General features: G+C 63.9%; 16 protein-coding genes. 6 read left to right on the top strand and 10 right to left on the bottom strand.

Features of this window, described 5'->3' with window-relative positions; genetic code table 11:
* The first annotated feature begins 30 nt into the window (after positions 1 to 30).
* The 5 genes from ABIB35_RS18315 (at position 31) to bcp (ending at position 3,768) form a co-directional block, all read left to right on the top strand.
* Positions 31 to 813 carry an ABC transporter permease gene (locus ABIB35_RS18315; protein WP_502915831.1) on the top strand — a complete coding sequence of 261 codons (783 nt, stop codon included), beginning with the start codon at positions 31 to 33 and terminating at the stop codon, positions 811 to 813.
* A 4-nt stretch (positions 814 to 817) separates the two neighbouring features.
* The gene (locus ABIB35_RS18310; protein WP_354183168.1) at positions 818 to 1,849 is read left to right on the top strand and encodes a glycine betaine ABC transporter substrate-binding protein; all 1,032 of its coding nucleotides are present in this window, start codon (positions 818 to 820) and stop codon (positions 1,847 to 1,849) included.
* Positions 1,850 to 1,859: 10 nt separating this feature from the next.
* Complete coding sequence (locus tag ABIB35_RS18305; RefSeq protein WP_354183167.1) at positions 1,860 to 2,408, top strand: acyl-CoA thioesterase; 549 nt, start codon at positions 1,860 to 1,862, stop codon at positions 2,406 to 2,408.
* Positions 2,409 to 2,475: 67 nt separating this feature from the next.
* Complete coding sequence (locus ABIB35_RS18300) at positions 2,476 to 3,123, top strand: dihydrofolate reductase family protein (protein WP_354183166.1); 648 nt, start codon at positions 2,476 to 2,478, stop codon at positions 3,121 to 3,123.
* 174 nt (positions 3,124 to 3,297) lie between these two features.
* Positions 3,298 to 3,768: a thioredoxin-dependent thiol peroxidase gene (bcp, locus tag ABIB35_RS18295; protein WP_354183165.1), complete on the top strand. Its 471-nt coding sequence runs from the start codon at positions 3,298 to 3,300 to the stop codon at positions 3,766 to 3,768.
* Between the two features lie 9 nt (positions 3,769 to 3,777).
* On the opposite strand, the gene allB is transcribed toward bcp, so the two are convergent.
* From allB to ABIB35_RS18255, 8 genes are all read right to left on the bottom strand, one after another.
* On the bottom strand, positions 3,778 to 5,163 hold the full coding sequence (allB, locus tag ABIB35_RS18290) for an allantoinase AllB (protein WP_354183164.1): 1,386 nt from the start codon (positions 5,161 to 5,163) through the stop codon (positions 3,778 to 3,780).
* Entirely contained in the window at positions 5,160 to 6,326 is a 1,167-nt protein-coding gene (locus ABIB35_RS18285; protein ID WP_354183163.1) for a glycerate kinase, read from the bottom strand. Before ABIB35_RS18285 ends, allB begins: the two co-directional genes overlap by 4 nt.
* Before the next feature lie 19 nt (positions 6,327 to 6,345).
* On the bottom strand, positions 6,346 to 8,124 hold the full coding sequence (gcl, locus tag ABIB35_RS18280; RefSeq protein WP_354183162.1) for a glyoxylate carboligase: 1,779 nt from the start codon (positions 8,122 to 8,124) through the stop codon (positions 6,346 to 6,348).
* A gap of 51 nt (positions 8,125 to 8,175) precedes the next feature.
* On the bottom strand, positions 8,176 to 9,102 hold the full coding sequence (locus ABIB35_RS18275) for a 2-hydroxy-3-oxopropionate reductase (protein ID WP_354183161.1): 927 nt from the start codon (positions 9,100 to 9,102) through the stop codon (positions 8,176 to 8,178).
* A 71-nt stretch (positions 9,103 to 9,173) separates the two neighbouring features.
* Positions 9,174 to 9,956, bottom strand: coding sequence for a hydroxypyruvate isomerase family protein (locus tag ABIB35_RS18270; protein WP_354183170.1), 783 nt, complete (start codon positions 9,954 to 9,956; stop codon positions 9,174 to 9,176).
* Positions 9,957 to 10,157: 201 nt separating this feature from the next.
* Positions 10,158 to 10,973 carry a bifunctional allantoicase/(S)-ureidoglycine aminohydrolase gene (locus ABIB35_RS18265; RefSeq protein WP_354183160.1) on the bottom strand — a complete coding sequence of 272 codons (816 nt, stop codon included), beginning with the start codon at positions 10,971 to 10,973 and terminating at the stop codon, positions 10,158 to 10,160.
* Positions 10,970 to 12,235, bottom strand: coding sequence for a DUF6986 family protein (locus ABIB35_RS18260; protein ID WP_354183169.1), 1,266 nt, complete (start codon positions 12,233 to 12,235; stop codon positions 10,970 to 10,972). Before ABIB35_RS18260 ends, ABIB35_RS18265 begins: the two co-directional genes overlap by 4 nt.
* Positions 12,236 to 12,282: 47 nt before the next feature.
* Positions 12,283 to 13,698, bottom strand: a complete 1,416-nt coding sequence (locus tag ABIB35_RS18255; RefSeq protein ID WP_354183159.1) for an NAD(P)-dependent malic enzyme — start codon at positions 13,696 to 13,698, stop codon at positions 12,283 to 12,285.
* Between the two features lie 228 nt (positions 13,699 to 13,926).
* Between ABIB35_RS18255 and ABIB35_RS18250 the strand changes: the two genes are divergently transcribed.
* Entirely contained in the window at positions 13,927 to 14,685 is a 759-nt protein-coding gene (locus tag ABIB35_RS18250; RefSeq protein ID WP_354183158.1) for an IclR family transcriptional regulator, read from the top strand.
* A gap of 26 nt (positions 14,686 to 14,711) precedes the next feature.
* Here the strand turns inward: ABIB35_RS18250 and ABIB35_RS18245 are convergent, their stop codons facing one another.
* Positions 14,712 to 15,440 carry an aspartate/glutamate racemase family protein gene (locus tag ABIB35_RS18245; protein ID WP_354183157.1) on the bottom strand — a complete coding sequence of 243 codons (729 nt, stop codon included), beginning with the start codon at positions 15,438 to 15,440 and terminating at the stop codon, positions 14,712 to 14,714.
* 30 nt (positions 15,441 to 15,470) lie between these two features.
* On the bottom strand, positions 15,471 to 16,964 hold the full coding sequence (locus ABIB35_RS18240) for an NCS1 family nucleobase:cation symporter-1 (RefSeq protein WP_354183156.1): 1,494 nt from the start codon (positions 16,962 to 16,964) through the stop codon (positions 15,471 to 15,473).
* Between the last annotated feature and the right edge of the window lie 470 nt (positions 16,965 to 17,434).

Raw genomic sequence — 17,434 nt, 5'->3', positions numbered from 1 at the left:
CGTGGGGAGCCGCGAATGAGTGTCGCGGAACTGTCCACAACAACGCAGCCCCCCGGCACCTCGGCACCCGAGGGTGGAATCCATACCGCGTCCTCTCCATGGCGTGCCCTGTGGCTGCAGCTCGCAGGGATCGCGGCTGCCTTTGCGGCCCTGGTGGTGTGGCTGCTGACCGCGGACCTGACGGCAACAGAGAAGACCACCCTGGAGCCGGGTGCTCTCTGGGGCTACACCCTGGACCATCTGGCGCTGACCGGTGTGGCCGCCGTCGTTGCCCTGGCCATAGCGATCCCCGCCGGCGTGCTGCTGACCCGCGGCCCGCTGCGGAAGCTGACCGGCCCGGCCATGGCGCTGGCCAACATTGGCCAGGCCGCTCCGGCCATCGGTCTGGTGGTATTGCTTGCCTTCTGGCTTGGCTTCGGATTTTGGGCTGCGGTGGTGGCGCTGGTTGCCTACTCGATCCTGCCGATCATGCGCAACACCATGGTGGGGCTGCAGCAGGTTGATAGGTCCCTGGTGGAGGCCGGCCGCGGCATGGGCATGAGCTCGGGCGCCGTCCTGTTCAAGGTGGAACTGCCGCTGGCTGTGCCGGTGATGCTGGCCGGGGTCCGCACCGCACTGGTGCTGCTGGTGGGTACGGCCACGCTGGCCACCTTCATTAACGGCGGCGGTCTGGGCATCCTGATCACCACCGGAGTGAACCTGAACCTGACCACTGTGCTGATTGCCGGAGCCGTGCTGGTGGCACTGCTCGCGTTGGCGGTGGACTGGCTTGGCCGGGTGGCTGAGCAGTTGGCCCGCCCGAAAGGATTGTAGGTTCATGAACAGCAGCAAAATCATCACTGGCAAACGCAAGCGCAAAAGCGCCCGCAAGATTACGGCGGCTGCCGGTGCCGCCGTTGTTGTGGGCCTGACGCTCGGCGGCTGCGGCCTGCAGCCTGCCGCGTCCTACACACCAAACGTCAATCCCGGCAGCATCCAGCGGATCGAGTCGCTGCCGGAGGACGCCAAGCTCACCATTGTCAGCAAGAACTTCACCGAGCAGCTGATCCTGGGCAAGATTGCGGTCATGACAGCCCAAGCGGCAGGATTTGAGTTCACGGATCTGGCTAACGTTCCCGGTAGCCAGCCGGTGCGTGAGCTGATGCTCAGCGGCCAGGCGGACGTGGCCTGGGAATACACGGGCAGCGCCTGGATCAGCTATTTGGGCATGGAAAGCGCCATTCCCGATCAGGCCGAACAATGGCAGGCGGTCTATGATGCGGACCTCGCCAACGGTCTCACATGGGGGCAGCCGGCCCCCATGAACAACACCTATGCCATGGCGGTGCGGACCGAAGCGGTGGCGGAGCTTGGGGGCATCACCAGGCTTTCAGAGCTTGCAGCGCTGCCCGTGGAGCAGCGGACCTTCTGCCTGGAGGCCGAGTTCAATTCCCGCCCGGACGGTTTTAATCCCATGACCGAGGCCTACGGCATGGCGCGCGGAACCGACACCGGCGTGCCGGAAGACAACATAGGTATCTATGACACCGGCGCCGTGTATACGGCTACGGATGAGGGGGCCTGCAACTTCGGCGAAGTGTTCACCACCGACGGCCGGATTGATTCGCTGGACCTCACCGTCCTGGAAGACGACCGGAATTTCTTCCCGGCCTATAACGGCGCCCCGGTGTTCAATACGGCAACGTTGGCACAGTATCCCGAGTTGGAGGCGGTGTTTGCCCAAGTATCACCGCTGCTGACCGATGAGGTGCTGCGCCAGCTGAACCTCAGGGTGGACGTGGTGGGTGAAGATCCGGCGGACGTCGCCTATGACTGGATGCTGGCCGAAGGGCTTGTTACCGAGCAGTAATATAGCGTCCATGCACCTTCTTCTTCGCACGCTCCTCGTCCTGTTCCGCTCCAGCCGGCGCCCGAAACTGGGCTTTTTCGACTCCTCGTCGCTGCCGATGCGGGTGCTGCCCACCGACATCGATATAGCCATGCACCTGAACAACGGCATGTATCTGTCGCTGATGGACCTTGGCCGCTTCGATCTCATGGTCCGCAGCGGATTCTGGGCCACCATGCGCCGCAACGGCTGGAACCCGGTGGTGGGCAATGAAACGATCAGTTTCCGCAAGTCCCTGGAACTGGGCCAGCGGTACACGATCGAGACCCGGATCATTGGTTTCGACGAGCGCGCCAGTTACATTGAGCAGCGGATGGTGGCCGACGGCGAAATCTACGCCCGCGCCTACATCGCCGCACGCTTCGTGTCCAAGAAGGGGCCGGTGAGCAACGAAGAGATCTTCAAGGCGGCCGGGGTCCTTCCGCCGGAGGACTTGGAACTGCCTGAGTGGGTGCGGCAGTGGCGCGCCGACGGTGCCCTGCCGAGCACTCGCCGGCCAGCTCCCCACGCCTGGGGCTGAGGCTCCGAACACCTAAAAGAGCGGTTATGCCTGACGCCGGGCTGCGGCGCGGCGTAAATTTGCGACTATGACTCTCTCCGTCAATGCCTACCTCAGCTTGGATGGCGTGATGCAGGGTCCGGGTGCTGCGGATGAGGACCGCTCCGGAGGTTTTGCGAACGGCGGCTGGCTGGTTCCCCACTTGGAGGACCCTGAGGTTGGCCGGACCATCGGAGGGTGGTTCACGAGGGCGGATTCACTCCTTCTGGGCCGCAATACCTACGACTCGATACAGCCTTTTTGGGAGCCGGTCACCGATCCCGAAGACGCCGTTGCCTACGCCCTCAACCACCTGCCGAAATATCTGGTCACTTCATCAGCGGTTCTCGCGCCCTGGCACAACACCCGAGTACTTTCCGGAGAGCCGACGGCAGCCATAGCCGCGCTGAAGGAATATCGCGGTGACATGCAGGTTCACGGCAGCCACCGGCTGGCCCAGGCCCTGCATAATGCGGGAATGGTGGATGAGTTTCGCCTGCTGGTCCTGCCGGTAATAGTGGGATCGGGAAAGCGCCTTTTTGATTCCTCATCCATGCCTACGGGCTTGGAGCTCCTCGCAGCAGAGACGCTCCCCGGAGGAGCGCAGTACTTGCGGTTTCGGCCGATACCTTTCGGCACGACCGATATCGCCCCGCGCGGCGGTGAATCCGCGGAAGGAGGCACCGCCTGGAGCTGAAGGGTCTCTGCTCGCCCCAAAGATCTGCGCCGTAAGACTCTGGACTGGGCCGTCACAGCGGCTTAGGATGATTTTAATACCACTTTACAAAATAATACTTCCATAAAGTGGAATTTATTACGTGGGATCATTTTCGTACGCAAACGAATAACACACAACGAATAAGAGGACCCCTTGGCTGCCCAGCTTTCCCCCGGTGACACTGCCCCCGCATTTTCCCTGCCCGACGCCGCAGGCCGGCAGGTCTCGCTTGCCGACTTCACCGGCCGGGGGGTGGTGGTCTATTTCTACCCCAAGGCTGCCACGCCCGGCTGCACCACCGAAGCCTGCGATTTCCGGGACAACCTCTCCGCCCTGCAGCGGGACGGTTATGACGTAGTGGGAATTTCCCCCGACCAGCCCGAGGCACTGGAAGAGTTTGCTAAGGATGAGCAGCTGACCTTTCCCCTGCTTTCCGACCCCGATTCCACCGTGGCCAAGGCCTACGGGGCCTATGGCGAGAAGGAATTCAACGGACAGTCCTCGGTGGGAATCATCCGTTCAACAGTGGTCGTGGGCGCTGACGGTGCAGTGCGTACGGCAGAATACAACGTCAGCGCCCAGGGGCATGTGGCGCGGTTGCGCAAGGAACTCGCCGGTTCCTAGGGTGTGGCCTTAGGCCATGCCCCGTCGGATGAGCTTGCCGGTGGGGGTCACTCCGTCCACCTCCGTGCCGCGCAGGTAGGTCCTGCGGACCACACCGGCAAGCGGCTTGCCCTGATAGGGGCTGATGGGGTTCTTGTGGTGCAGCTTGTGCACGTTCACCACGTAACTGTCGTCAGCGGCAAAAACGGCAAAGTCAGCGTCGAAGCCCAGGGCCAGCTGGCCCTTCCGCGTCAGGCGGGCCAGCTCGGCCGGGCGCTTGGACATCCACGACACCACGGTCTCCAGCGGAATTCCGCGCTGCCGCGCCTCGGTCCAGATCAAGGACAGGCCCAGCTGCAGGGAGGATACTCCTCCCCAAGCCACACCAAAGTCACCGTTTTCCAGATCCTTGAGGTCCAGCGTTGACGGCGAGTGATCCGACACGATGCAGTCAATGATGCCGTCCTCCAGCCCCTTCCACAGCAATTCGCGGTTGGCGGCCTCGCGGATGGGCGGGCAGCATTTGAACGCCGTTGCGCCGTTGGGGATCTCCTCAGATAACAGGGTCAGGTAGTGCGGGCAGGTTTCCACCGTGAGCTTGACGCCGTCGCGCTTGGCGCTGGCAATCATGGGCAGCGCGTCGGAGGAGGAGAGGTGCAGGATATGCGCCCGGGCGCCGGTCCATCGGGCGCGTTCAATCACCTCGGCGATGGCCACGTTCTCCGCACCGCGCGGCCGGGACGCCAGGAAACGCCCGTACTGGTCGCCTTCGGCTGACGGGGCACGATCGATGGACCTGGAGTCCTCTGCATGGACGATCATGAGCGAATCAAAAGTCTTGAGCTCGGCCATGTCCTTTTCCATCTCATCCGCCTCAAGATGAGGGAACTCATCCACGCCGGAATGAAGAAGGAAGCACTTGAAGCCAAAGACGCCTTCGTCGTGGAGGCCGCGCAGGTCATTGGTGTTTCCCGGAATGGCACCGCCCCAGAATCCAACGTCGATGAAGGCCTGGTCCTGCGCGACAGCCCGCTTCGTCAGCAATGCTTCCGCGTTCACCGTGGCCGGAATGCTGTTCAGAGGCATGTCGATGATGGTGGTCACGCCTCCGGCAGCAGCCGCGCGGGTGGCCGAAGCGAAACCCTCCCACTCCGTACGGCCGGGCTCGTTGACGTGGACATGGGTGTCCACCAGGCCGGGAAGCAGGGTTTCGTCGTCGGCCAGCTCGATGACCTGAGCGCCGTGCAGGTTGTTGCCAAGCGGCTCGATTGCCACAATGACACCGTCGCGCACGCCAACCTCGCGCGGTGCCAGGCCGGCGGTGGTCATGATGTTCCTCCCCCGGAAGACCAGATCGAACGGGGCGGATTCGGAACCAGTCGCCTGCTCGGGGGCCGTGGACGGATCAGAGGTCATTCTGCATACTCCTTTGTGGGGGCGCCAAGGCGGTGCCGTGCTTCAAAATAGGCTCCCAATGACTGTCCCAGCTGTTCCAGCAAAGGACCGGCATTGGTCATACAAATGGTGGTGTCGCGTTCGATTTCGGTCAGTGCATAGGTCTGGAGAAAGCCTGCGGCGGCCAGCGCCGAATTTGTGAGCGTAGTGCGCCCGCAGACGGCGACGACGGGGACCCCGTGAGCGGCTGCCTGCCGCGCCACTCCCAACGGCGTTTTCCCGCCCAGACTCTGCTCGTCCAGGCTGCCTTCCCCGGTAATCACCAGATCAGCGGATCGGATGTGGTCCGCCAGTCCGGTAAGTTCCAGGACGACGTCGATGCCCGGCCGGCGCTTGGCGCCCAGGAGGGCAAGGGCAGCAAAACCGACGCCTCCGGCCGCTCCGGCTCCCGGCGCTTCGGCTGCCGTCCACACCTGGTCGCCCGCCGTCTGGGCGAGGACCTCCACATAGCGCCTGAGGGCAGCATCGAGTTCACCCACAACCGCCGCAGAGGCGCCCTTTTGGGGTGCGAACACTGCGGCGGCTCCCCGGGCGCCGAGCAGGGGATTGTCGACGTCGCCGGCCAGGACCAGTCGCGTTTCGCCCAGGCGTGGGTCCAGCCCGGTCAGATCGATGCGGCTCACGTGGGCCAGTGCCAGCCCGCCGCGGGGCAGCGAGGCGCCGTCGTCGTCCGTGAACACTGCACCGAGCGCCTGGAGCAGCCCGGCACCGCCGTCGGTGCAGGCGCTGCCGCCCACTCCCAGGACAATCTCGGTGCAGCCGGCGTCCAGCGCCGCACGGATAAGTTCGCCGGTGCCGAAGCTGGTGGCGCCGCCGGCATCAAAAACTCCGCCCGGCAGGACGTCAAGGCCGGAGGCGGCGGCCATTTCCACGACCGCCTGATGCCCGCGCCGGGCAAAAGCGGAGGTAAGGGGTTCCCCGGTGGGGCCGGAAACAGCCACCGCAGCGCGTTCATAACCGGCGCCGACGGCGGCGTCGAGGGTTCCCTCGCCGCCGTCGGCCACCGGAACCGCAACAATCTCCGCATCCGGCAGAACAGCGTGGATTCCGCGTCCCAGGTGGAAGGCAACCTGGGACGCGGAAAGTGAGCCCTTGAACTTATCCGGGGCAATGACAATGCGCATAGCGTGCGGTGAATCCGGGCTAGGCAATGGCGGTGATTGCCGTGGGCGCATCGGCGGCGCTGATGGCGAGATCTTCAAATTCGTTGATCGCGTCGATGCCCGCACCGCCCATGGCAATGTTGGTGACCTTCTCCAGGATGACCTCCACCACCACCGGGACCGAGTATTCGGCCATCAGGGCGCGGGCCTTCTCGAAGGCTGCCTGCAGATCATCTGCTTCACGTACCCGGATGGCCTTGCAGCCCAGGCCCTCGGCCACCTTGAGGTGGTCCACGCCGTAGCCCTCCAACTCGGGGGAGTTGATGTTATCGAAGGCCAGGGAGACGTGGTAATCCATGTCGAAGCCGCGCTGGGCCTGCCGGATGAGACCGAGGTAGGAGTTGTTGACCACCACGTGGATGTAGGGGAGCTTGAACTGTGCGCCCACTGCCAGTTCCTCGATCATGAACTGGAAATCGTAGTCACCGGAGAGGGCCACCACGGGAACGGAGCGGTCCGCCGCCACCACGCCCAGTGCTGCAGGCCCGGTCCAGCCCAGGGGCCCGGCCTGACCGCAGTTGATCCAGTTGCGTGCCTGGTAGACGTGCAGGAACTGGGCGCCGGCAATCTGGGAGAGCCCGATGGTGGAAACATACCGGGTGTCCCGGCCGAAGGCCTTGTTCATTTCTTCGTAAACACGCTGCGGCTTCATGGGCACCGTGTCGAAGTGGGTCTTGCGCTGCAGGGTGGCCTTGCGCTGGACGCAGGAGTCCACCCACTCGGAACGGTCCGGCAGGGCGCCGGCTTCCTTGCGTTCGCGGGCCAGCTCGATCAGCCCACGCAGGGCGGCACCGGCGTCGGACACAATGCCGAAGTCAGGCGCGAAGACGCGGCCAATCTGGGTGGGTTCAATGTCGATGTGCACAAAGGTGCGGTCCTTGGTGTAAACGTCCAGGGCGCCGGTGTGGCGGTTGGCCCAGCGGTTGCCCACGCCCAGCACAAAGTCTGATTCCAGCAGAGTGGCGTTGCCATAGCGGTGTGAGGTCTGCAGCCCCACCATGCCGGCCATCAGGCGGTGGTCATCGGGGATGGTGCCCCAGCCCATCAGGGTGGGAATCACGGGGATGTCCAGCAGCTCGGCCAGCTCGGTGAGCTCCGCGGCCGCATTGGCATTGATGATGCCGCCGCCGGCCACGATCAGCGGCCTGCTGGCGGCGGTGAGCAGGTCCAGGGCCTTGGCCAGCTGCTTGCGGGTGGCGGCGGGCTTGGAAACCTGCAGCGGCTCATAAGTATCGGGATCAAAATCGATGACCGTCTGCTGCACATCGATTGGCAGATCAATCAGCACCGGGCCCGGGCGGCCCGAGCGCATCTCAAAAAACGCCTTCTGAAAGGCGCCGGGAACCTGCGCGGCTTCCAGGACGGTCATGGCCATCTTGGTCACCGGCTTGGCGATCGAGGCGATATCCACGGCTTGGAAGTCTTCCTTATGCAGCTTGGACACGGGAGCCTGGCCGGTGATGCAGAGGATAGGAATGGAGTCAGCCCAGGCCGAGTACAGGCCGGTGATCATGTCGGTGCCTGCAGGCCCGGAGGTGCCGATGCAGATGCCGATGTTCCCGGCCTTGGCCCTGGTGAAACCTTCGGCCATATGGGAGGCGCCCTCCACATGGCGGGCCAGGACATGGTGGATGCCGCCGTGGGCCCGCATTGCGGAATAGAAGGGATTGATTGCGGCTCCCGGCAGGCCAAACGCCTGTGTGGCGCCTTCCTTCTCCAGGATGAGTACTGCGGCGTCTACTGCGCGCATTTTGGGCATGGAAGTCTCCTGAGGTGTCGACACTGACAAAACTGTGAAAGGGAAAAGGAACTAGTTGCTGGCGCGTCCGGAGAGCTGTTCTACCAGCAGCAGCAGCGCCGAGTGGTCCTTGGCGCCGTGGCCGGAGGCTCTCAGGGCGCCCATCAGCTGGGCAGTGAGCGCACCAAGGGGGATGGCGACGCCGGCCTCACGGGCGGCGGCTGTGACAATACCCAGATCCTTGTGGTGCAGGTCCACACGGAAGCCGGGCTCAAAGCTTCGGGCCGCCATGTTGGCGGCCTTGCGGTCCAGGATGCGGTTGCCGGCGAGGCCGCCGGCAAGCACCTTCACAGCGGCGTCCGTGTCCACGTTGTGGGCTTCCAGGAACACCAGGGCCTCGGCCACCAGCTGGATGGTGCCGGCAACGATCAGTTGGTTGGCCGCCTTCACCGTCTGGCCTGAACCGGCCGGGCCCACCCGGACGATGGTGGAACCCACGGCCTCCAGCACGGGGCGGACTGCTTCGACGTCGGCTTCTTCGCCGCCCACCATGATGGAGAGGGCGCCTTCCACAGCGCCCTGCTCGCCGCCGGAAACCGGAGCGTCCACCGCATGGATTCCCGCCTCCCGCGCTGCGGCCGCCAAACGGACGGCTACATCGGGCCGGATGGTGCTGGCGTCAACCCAGTAGGCGCCGGCCTTGGCATGGGCCAGGATGCCGTCCTCGCCCAGGACCACTGCCTCCACGTCCGGGGAGTCCGGCACCATGGTGATGATGACATCCGCATCCTTGACCGCCTCGGCCACGCTGGCGGCCCCATGGCCGCCCTCGGCGACGAGCTTGTCCACCTTGGCGGCACTGCGGTTGTAGCCGGTCACGGTGTGGCCGGCCTTGACCAGATTCACGGCCATCGGCAGGCCCATGATGCCCAGGCCGATGACGGCGACGTTGCTGGCTGCGGGGACAGCTGAGGACGACTGTGCTGACTGTGAAGACATGGAACGTTCCTTTCGGTCCGGCGTCGTTGCCGGGAAAATTATGGGGGAGGGCAGGGTGTGGTTGCCGGAGGTCAGCGGATGAGCCAGCCGAAGGCGGTGTTGGCGTCGGCCTTGTACTCAAGCCCAATGGGGCCGTCATAGCCCAGGTTTCGGCTGGCGGTGATCCACTCGCCCAGCGGCAGGTTGCCGGTCCCCGGTGCACCGCGTCCGGGGGCATCGGCAATCTGGATGTGGCCAAACTCCGGGGCGTGGGCAGCTATGACGGCTGCGACGTCGTCGCCGTTGACCGAAAGGTGATAGAAATCCGCCAACAGCTTGACGTTCAGTGCGCCCTCCGCGTGGACCTTGCCGATGATCTCCACGGCGTCGCGGGCGGTCTTGACCGGGTAGTGCTCGGCGCCGCTAACCGGCTCAAGGAGGACGGTGCCGCCGATTCTGGCAACCGCGGCGGCGGCCAGAACCAGGTTGGCGACACCCAATGCGTCCTGTTCCTCGGGAGTGGAATCCGGCGTCCGGTTCCCGTACAGGGCATTGAACCCCGTGCAGCCCAGCCGCCCGCCAATTCCTGCCACCACGTCCAGATTGTCCCGGAACTCCGCGGAGCGGGCGGGCCAGGAAACGAGGCCACGGTCACCGCCGGGCATGTTGCCGGCGTTGAAGTTCAGGCCGGTGAGCTGGACGCCTGCATCGGTGATGGCACGCTCAAAGGCTGTGATTTCGGTGTCCGCCGGAACGGAATCAGCGAACGGCCACCAGAACTCCACGTGGTCAAAGCCGGCGGCCTTTGCAGCGGCGGGACGTTCCAGGAGCGGAAGCTCCGTGAGGAGGATGGAGCAGTTGACGGTGTAGGCCATGATGACTTCCTTCGCGTTGCCGGCATTCCATGAAATTCCGGGTATTCCTGCTAGCTGGATCTCGCAGTTAGATTCCATATGGTGGAATCTAACTTCTGCTTTATGAAAAGCGTAAGAGTGATGCGCGCCACTGTCAACTGGAAACAGCTCCGCCCCCGGTACCTGGAGCAGCATCGGGGGCGGAACGGAGTGCTAAGGCCGTTAGAGGCGGATCTGGCGGTTAACGTCCTTGTACAGCAGGTAGCGGAAGTTGGACGGGCCGCCGGCATAACAGGCCTGCGGGCAGAATGCCCGGAGGGACATGTAGTCGCCCTCCTGGACCTCCACCCAGTCCTCGTTCAGACGGTAGACAGCTTTACCTTCCAGGACGTAGAGGCCGTGCTCCATGACATGGGTTTCGGCAAACGGAATGGAGGCACCGGGCTCAAAAGTGACCACGTTGATGTGCATGTCGTAGGCCAAATCATCCACCGGCAGCATGCGGGTGGTGCGCCATTTGTTGTCCGTTTCCGGCATGGCTCCGGGAGCCACGTCCTTTTCATTGCCCACCACCACCTTGGGGGTGTGCCCGGAAAGCGGCTCGTAGGCCTTGCGGATCCATTGGAACTTGGCAAGCTCACCGCCGTCGTTCGCTGCCTGCCAGTCCGAAGCCGGCGGCAGATAGGCGAAGCCGCCCGGGGTGAGCTCATGGCGTTCGCCCTCGATGGTCACGCTGAGCGCACCCTCAAGCAGGAAGATGAAAGACTCCACAGTCTCCTGCGGCTCGGGTTTCTTGGCCCCTCCGCCGGGGGCAACCTCCATGAGGTACTGCGCAAAGGTGGTGGCTCCGCCGGCCACCGGCCGGTTGAGGATCCAGGCGCGGGTGCCGTCCCACTCGGGAAGCACTGAGGTAACAATGTCCCGCATAACTCCGCGGGGAATCACCGTGTAGGCCTCGGTGACCACCGCACGGTCGGAGAGCAGTGCTGTCTGCGGCGGAAGGGTGCTTTCGGGGGCGTAGTAGCCGGTTTTATTCACTTCTGATTCCGCTTCTCTGTGGAGACTTTGGGATGGGCAAGGGTGGTGAGGTCGGCAACGCTGATGCCTGCCTGGTCCGAGACTTCGGATTCCGTGACGGCTCCGCACACCAGACCGCGGTGAATGAACCGGGCCAGGGCGCGGGCTGTGGCCGGCTCGTCCAGGATTGTACTTTCGATCTTGTGGACGTAGTTTTTCAGCCGCAGTGCTGCAGCGGAAAACCCGGACCGGTAAAAGTCATAGGTGGCGAGATAGCGCGTCACCAGCTGGGCGGCATGCAGGTCCCAGCCCTGGTAGTACCCGGCGGCCAAAGAGCGGGCAACGAGCCGTGAATGCAGGGCCCACGCGGAGGCGATGTTCTCCGGGGAGCCGATCGGCAGCACGTTGGTGGAGCCATCGGAAATCCGGACTCCGGTGCCGGCCACGGCCACCTGCATGACCTCCTTGGCGTAATCCGCTGCCGGATGCTCCATGGACTGATGGGCCGCGGAAATCTCCAGCGATGCGCTGTAGTCGTAGGTGCCGTAATGCAGGGCGGAGATCCGTCCCGGTGCGGCATGCAGCAACTGGGCCACCGGCACCGTCCCGTCAGCTGCCAGGATGAGCTGAGGGGTCTCCATCTGCACCTCGAAGCGCAGGCGCCCCCGCGGCAGTCCGTGGACTTCCTCAAGACGTCCGCAGGCATAGTCCATGGCCTGGACCTGAGCCACGGTGCTGACCTTGGGCAGCGTGAGGATGAGTCCCGCAGGCAGCTCGCCGTGCTCCAGCAGGGAGGAAACGAACAGGTCCAGGGTGCGCAGCCCGCGTTCCCGGGTGGCTTCCTCAAAACACTTGAAACGGATGCCGATGAACGGGGGCGCGGTTCCGGCCTGAACGGCCAGGCTGACTTTCTGCCCGGCTGCCAGGGCGTGGGCGTCCTCCTCCTCGTCCGGACGGGAGCCGAACCCGTCCTCAAAGTCCAGGCGCAGATCTTCGATCGGCTCAACGCCGAGCTTGCGTTCCACCAGACCGGCCAGCGCAGCGGGTTCCGCCAGTGAAAGGCCGGTGGCCACGGCCTCGAGCCCGCCCTGCGCATCAGCGGCGGCCAGCGCGGTGCGGCCCCAGTTCAGTGCCAGATCAGGTTCGAAGGTATCTGCCGGAATGTAGACGGTGTGAATGGGCTGGCGGCTGCCGTCATCGCCCGGGTAGGCGGTGGCCAGCAGTGCATCGGTGTCCGCCAGGGCGGCAGAGATGTGACGCCGTTCGGCATCTCCCAGAGCCAGTCTGCGGGTGGATCGTTCGGTCTCTTGGCTGACGGGGGAAGCTGAACTCACTTGGTCTCCTTTGCGGCTGCGCTTGCGGGGGATGCTGCGGCCACGGACCGGACGGCGGCCGCCACATCAGAGGCCACCAGCGGATCAAAAACACTGGGAACAATGTAAGACGGCGAGAGCAGGTCGGGCGAGACCCTGTCGGCGATGGCGCGTGCCGCGGCCACCAGCATCTCGGTGGTGATGTCCGATGCGCCGGCGTCGAGCAGTCCGCGGAAAAGTCCGGGGAAGGCCAGGACGTTGTTGATCTGGTTGGGGAAATCGCTGCGGCCGGTGGCGACAACGGCCGCATGCCTGGAGGCAGCCGCAGGGTCCACCTCGGGGGTGGGATTCGCCATGGCAAAAACGACGGCGTTGGGGGACATTGCGGCTATGTCCGCCTCATCCAGGATGTTGGGTGCGCTGACTCCGATGAACACATCTGCGCCCACGAGGGCTTCCTTGAGGCTGCCCTCAAAGCCCGAGGAGTTGGTGTTTTCCGCGATCCACCGGCGGTGCTCGTCCGGATGTTCCTGGCCTGAGTGGATGGCTCCGCTGCGTCCTGCGGCCACAATGTTGTTGGCACCCTGTGCCTTGAGGAGCGCGATGATGGCGGAGCCGGCGGCGCCGACGCCGGAAACGACAATGCGGACGTTGTCAATCTTCTTGCCCACCAGGCGCAGCGCATTGGTCAGGGCGGCCAGCGTGACAATCGCTGTTCCGTGCTGGTCATCATGGAACACCGGGATGTCCAGTTCCTCGCGCAGACGGCGTTCAATCTCGAAACAGCGCGGTGCGGCGATATCTTCCAGGTTTACTCCGCCGTAGCCGGGGGCCAGTGCCTTGACGATGGCAATAATCTCTTCCGTGTCCTGGGTATCCAGCACCACGGGCCAGGCATCGACGTCGGCAAATTGCTTGAACAGGGCGGCCTTGCCCTCCATGACGGGCAGCGATGCGGCGGGACCAATGTTGCCCAGGCCCAGGACTGCGGATCCGTCGCTGACCACGGCTACCGTGTTGCGCTTGATGGTCAGGCGCCGGGCCTCAGCCGGGTTTTCCGCTATGGCCATGCAGACGCGGGCGACGCCGGGGGTATAGGCCCGGGACAGATCGTCACTGTTGCGCAGGGCGACCTTGGGGGTGACGGAGATCTTTCCGCCCAGGTGCATGTCGAACGTGCGGTCCCTGGCCTCGCGGACGGCCACGCCGGCAACCTCGTTCAGGACTTTTTCCACCCGCAGCGCGTGCTCGGCGTCGATGGTGTTGCAGGTGATATCCACAACCAGGCTCCGGTGGGATGATTCCACAACCTCAAGGGCGGTTAGCGTAGCGCCGGCAGCGCCGACGGCTGCAGCGAGGTCACTGGCCGCGCCGGATCCGGCAGGGGCATCGGCCCGGTACGTGATCGAATTTCCGGGGCTGGGACTCGCCATTGATTCCTCCTTGGAAGCGGCACGGTAACCGTGCCGCGGTGATTTATTCCGTAATACGGATAATATTGTCTGCTTTATGGAAAAACAAGCACTTGGGGAAGTAAGTCTTTGGATCGTCCGGCCGGAGCACTGGTGTGTTGCGGGGAAGGCCGTTACTCTTTGGGCACCAAAAGAATGTTTCCGCCATGCGATAAACTTTCTACGAAATGCCTCGGGAAAGGATCACTCATGGCCGAAAAAACCGCCGGTGCCGGCGTGCAGTCTGTTGAACGTGTTTTTGAGCTGCTCGAACTCATTGCGGATGCCGGTGGAGCCGTAACGCTGAGTGAGCTCTCAACCTCCACTGAGCTTCCGCTTCCCACTATCCACCGGCTGCTGCGGACACTGGTAGCCCTGGGATATGCCCGGCAGCTGCCCAACCGCCGCTATGCACTGGGACCCCGCCTGATCCGTCTGGGCGAGGGAGCCAACAAACAGCTGGGCTCACTCGCCCTTCCGCAGCTCAAGAAGCTGGTGGACGAACTCGGCGAAACCTCAAATATGGCGGTGCTGGACTCGGACATGGTGGTGTATATCGCCCAGGTCCCCTCCCAGCACTCCATGCGGATGTTTACCGAAGTGGGACGCCGTGCGCACACCCATGCAACCGGTGTAGGAAAGGCCATCCTGGCCCAACTGCCTGATGATAAGGTGCGGCAAATCGTGGCCCGGAGCGGAATGCCGGTGGCCACGGACATGAGCATAGGCACCATTGATGACCTGCTGGCTGAACTGGAGCTGATCCGGAAACGTGGATACTCCATTGATGAGCAGGAGCAGGAGCTGGGGGTGCGCTGCTTTGCCATTGCGGTTCCTGACGCGCCCACTCCCACAGCCATTTCCGTTTCAGGTCCGATCTCTCGTGTGGATGACAGTTTTGCCACCCGGGCCGTTCCGCTTCTGCGTTCCGCAGCCGAAGCAATTTCCACGGAGTTCAGCGGCCTGTAGCCGCTGCGCGCCGGGAGGTGCATCCCTTAAGCCGAAGCAGTGATGGGCCAGCCGGTCACCTTTTTGGGGCGGGGCGGGGCATAGGTGCGGATCTTCGAGGTGGAAAGGCCCAGCCGGACTAGCCCCTCGGCAATAACGACGGCGGCGGCCACGCCGTCCACCACGGGGACGCCGGTGGCCAGGCGGATTTTGTCGTCGAGTCCGGACATGCCGCCGCAGCCGAGCACAATCACCTCGGCATGATCTTCGGCCACGGCACGCTCGGCCTGCGCAACAATGCTGGCCACGGCGCGTGCGGGCTCCTCTTCTAATTCCAGCACGGCCATGCCGGAGGCACGGACCGAGGCGCAGCGGGCGTCGAGGCCGGCCAGCTTCAGCCGGTCCCCGATCAGGGGGACGGCGCGGTCCAGGGTGGTGACCACGGAGTACTTGTGGCCCAGGAACATGGCGGTGCTGGCGGCTGCTTCGGTAATGTCCACCACCGGAACGTCCAGGAGCTCCTGAAGACCTTCGCGCCCGTGCTCGCCGTAGCCTGCCTGGATGACGGCGTCGAAGGGCTCGGTGTAGGAGAGTACCCGGTCCATCACGGCCACGGCCGCCAGGTAGCTCTCGAAGTTCCCCTCCACGGATTCGGCGCCGAACCGCGGGGTCAGGGCAACTATCTCGGTGCCGGCGGATGCCGCTGCAGCGGCTTGGGCGGCAATGGTGTCGGTCATGGAAGTGGTGGTGTTGACGTTGACGATCAAAATGCGCATGAGCGGCCTTTCGGGGAAGAACGGAAGAACTTAGTGCTGGCTGGCCACGGCGATGGACTCGCCGGAGACATCGGAGTAGCTCGCCTGCCGGTCGGCAATGAGCCAGTAGATGGCTGCCGCAAGGGCTGCGCCGATGAACCAGGTGAACGACGCCGCCGGGGTCAGGGCCGGAAGGAACGCCACCAGGAGGGAAACTGCGGCGGCGGGTACCAGGGCCGCTAGTGCTTTCGGGTTTACTCCTGACCGGTAGAAGTACGTTCCGGCGGCATTCTCGGTGTAGAGATCGGGAACATTGATCTGCGCCCGGCGAAGCAGCCAGTAATCGGCCATGATGAGGCCGAAGAGCGGGCCGAGCAGCGCTCCGAGGCCGCCCAGGAAGTACACGATCACGGCGGGGCTGTTGTAGAGGTTCCAGGGCAGGATGACCAGGCCGATCACGGCGCTGACCATCGCTGCACGGCGGAAGTTCAGCGTCCTGGGGAAGAGGTTGGTCAGCGCATAGACAGGGGCCACGAAGTTGGCCATGAGGTTGACGGCAACCGTCAGGATCAACAGGGCCAGGCAGGCCAGAACCAGAAGCAGTGTGTTGGGGATGGTGGCCACGATCTCCGAGGGGGTTTCAATGATGGTGCCGTCGATCTTGAACTGGGCACCTGCCAGAACTACAACAATGACGCCGAATCCAAGCATGTTGACCGGGAGTCCCCAGAAGTTTCCTGTTGTGATGGAGCGCCGGGAAACTGAGGAGCGGGTGAAGTCGCAGAAGTTCAGGACGAAGGTTCCGTAGATGGCCACCCACAGGGCTCCGCCGCCCAGAATAGTGCGCCACATTTCGGCGCCCTCAAGCCCTCGGTCCGTGGAAAGGGCAATGGAACCGCCGGCTTGGAAGAACATCCACACGGCCAGGGCGACCATGGTTACCAGGATGACGGGGCCGGCGAACGCTTCGTAGCGGCGGATCATGTCCATTCCAAAGCTGACGATTGTCAGCTGCACTACCCACAAGGCCAGGAAGGTGATCCAGCCGAGCGTGGACAGGCCTAGAAAGGAGTTGTTATCCAGGGACTGCAATGAGGGGGCCAGGGCAATCAGCAGCACCCGAAAGACCACCGACGCGAGGAACGTCTGGATGCCGAACCAGACAATTGCCACGCCGCCCCGAAGCAGGGCACCGATTTGGGCGCCGTGAATGCCCAGGCTGATACGGCACATCACCGGAAAAGGAACGCCGGTCTTGAAGCCCATGTAGCCGGAGAGGTTCAACAGCAGGAACAACAGCCCGGCGCCGATGCCGAGTGCAAGGAGGATCTGCCAACCGCCCAGGCCCAGGGCAAACAGGCCCACGGCAAAGGCGTAGTTGCCCAGACTGTGTACGTCATTGGCCCAGAGCGTGAAGATACTGTAGCCGGTCCATTTCCTGCCTACGAGCTTGGTGGGAGCCAAATCCGCGTTGTAGAGCCGGGCGCTGAGGTTGGCCGGGAGGGTGGGCGATGGTGCAGCGGGACTGGTTTTCGGGTTCGACATTGAAGCCTCGTCAGTTTTTTGGGTGCGCAAAAACACCGGAAGGAAACGTGGGGGACGTGCCGGAAGGGCGGGCAAAGGCAGAAGGCCAAGTGCTGGCGGCTGTGCGGCTGCCTAGGCGCCGATGCCCTCGGGGGGCCAGGACGCCCTGTCGCCGCGACGGCGTTCCTCGCTGCGGGAGGAGAAGCTCTGAGTCATAGCGGTGGACCTAACGGGCGAATGCGGAACGGAAAGTTTCACAGCGAGGAATCGCCGCGAAAGCCGTTTCAAACTGAGCTCACTGTAATGCGGATCACATACTTCCACAATAGATACAACAAATTTCACCTGATGAAATATGAGCCGCTCTGAGAAGGGGCAGCACACCACCGAAGGCCCCGTCCTCACAAGAAGACGGGGCCTTTCGGGAAGCACCTGAACCCGCGTGCCGGCTGCCTACATACTGTGGCAGCAACCCAGCTGTCGCAGGACAC

The organism is Arthrobacter sp. UYP6, assembly GCF_040547315.1.
Classification (GTDB): Bacteria; Actinomycetota; Actinomycetes; order Actinomycetales; family Micrococcaceae; genus Arthrobacter_B.
Note: the sequence above shows the minus strand (reverse complement) of the source record. Positions and strands in the feature narration are given on the sequence as shown.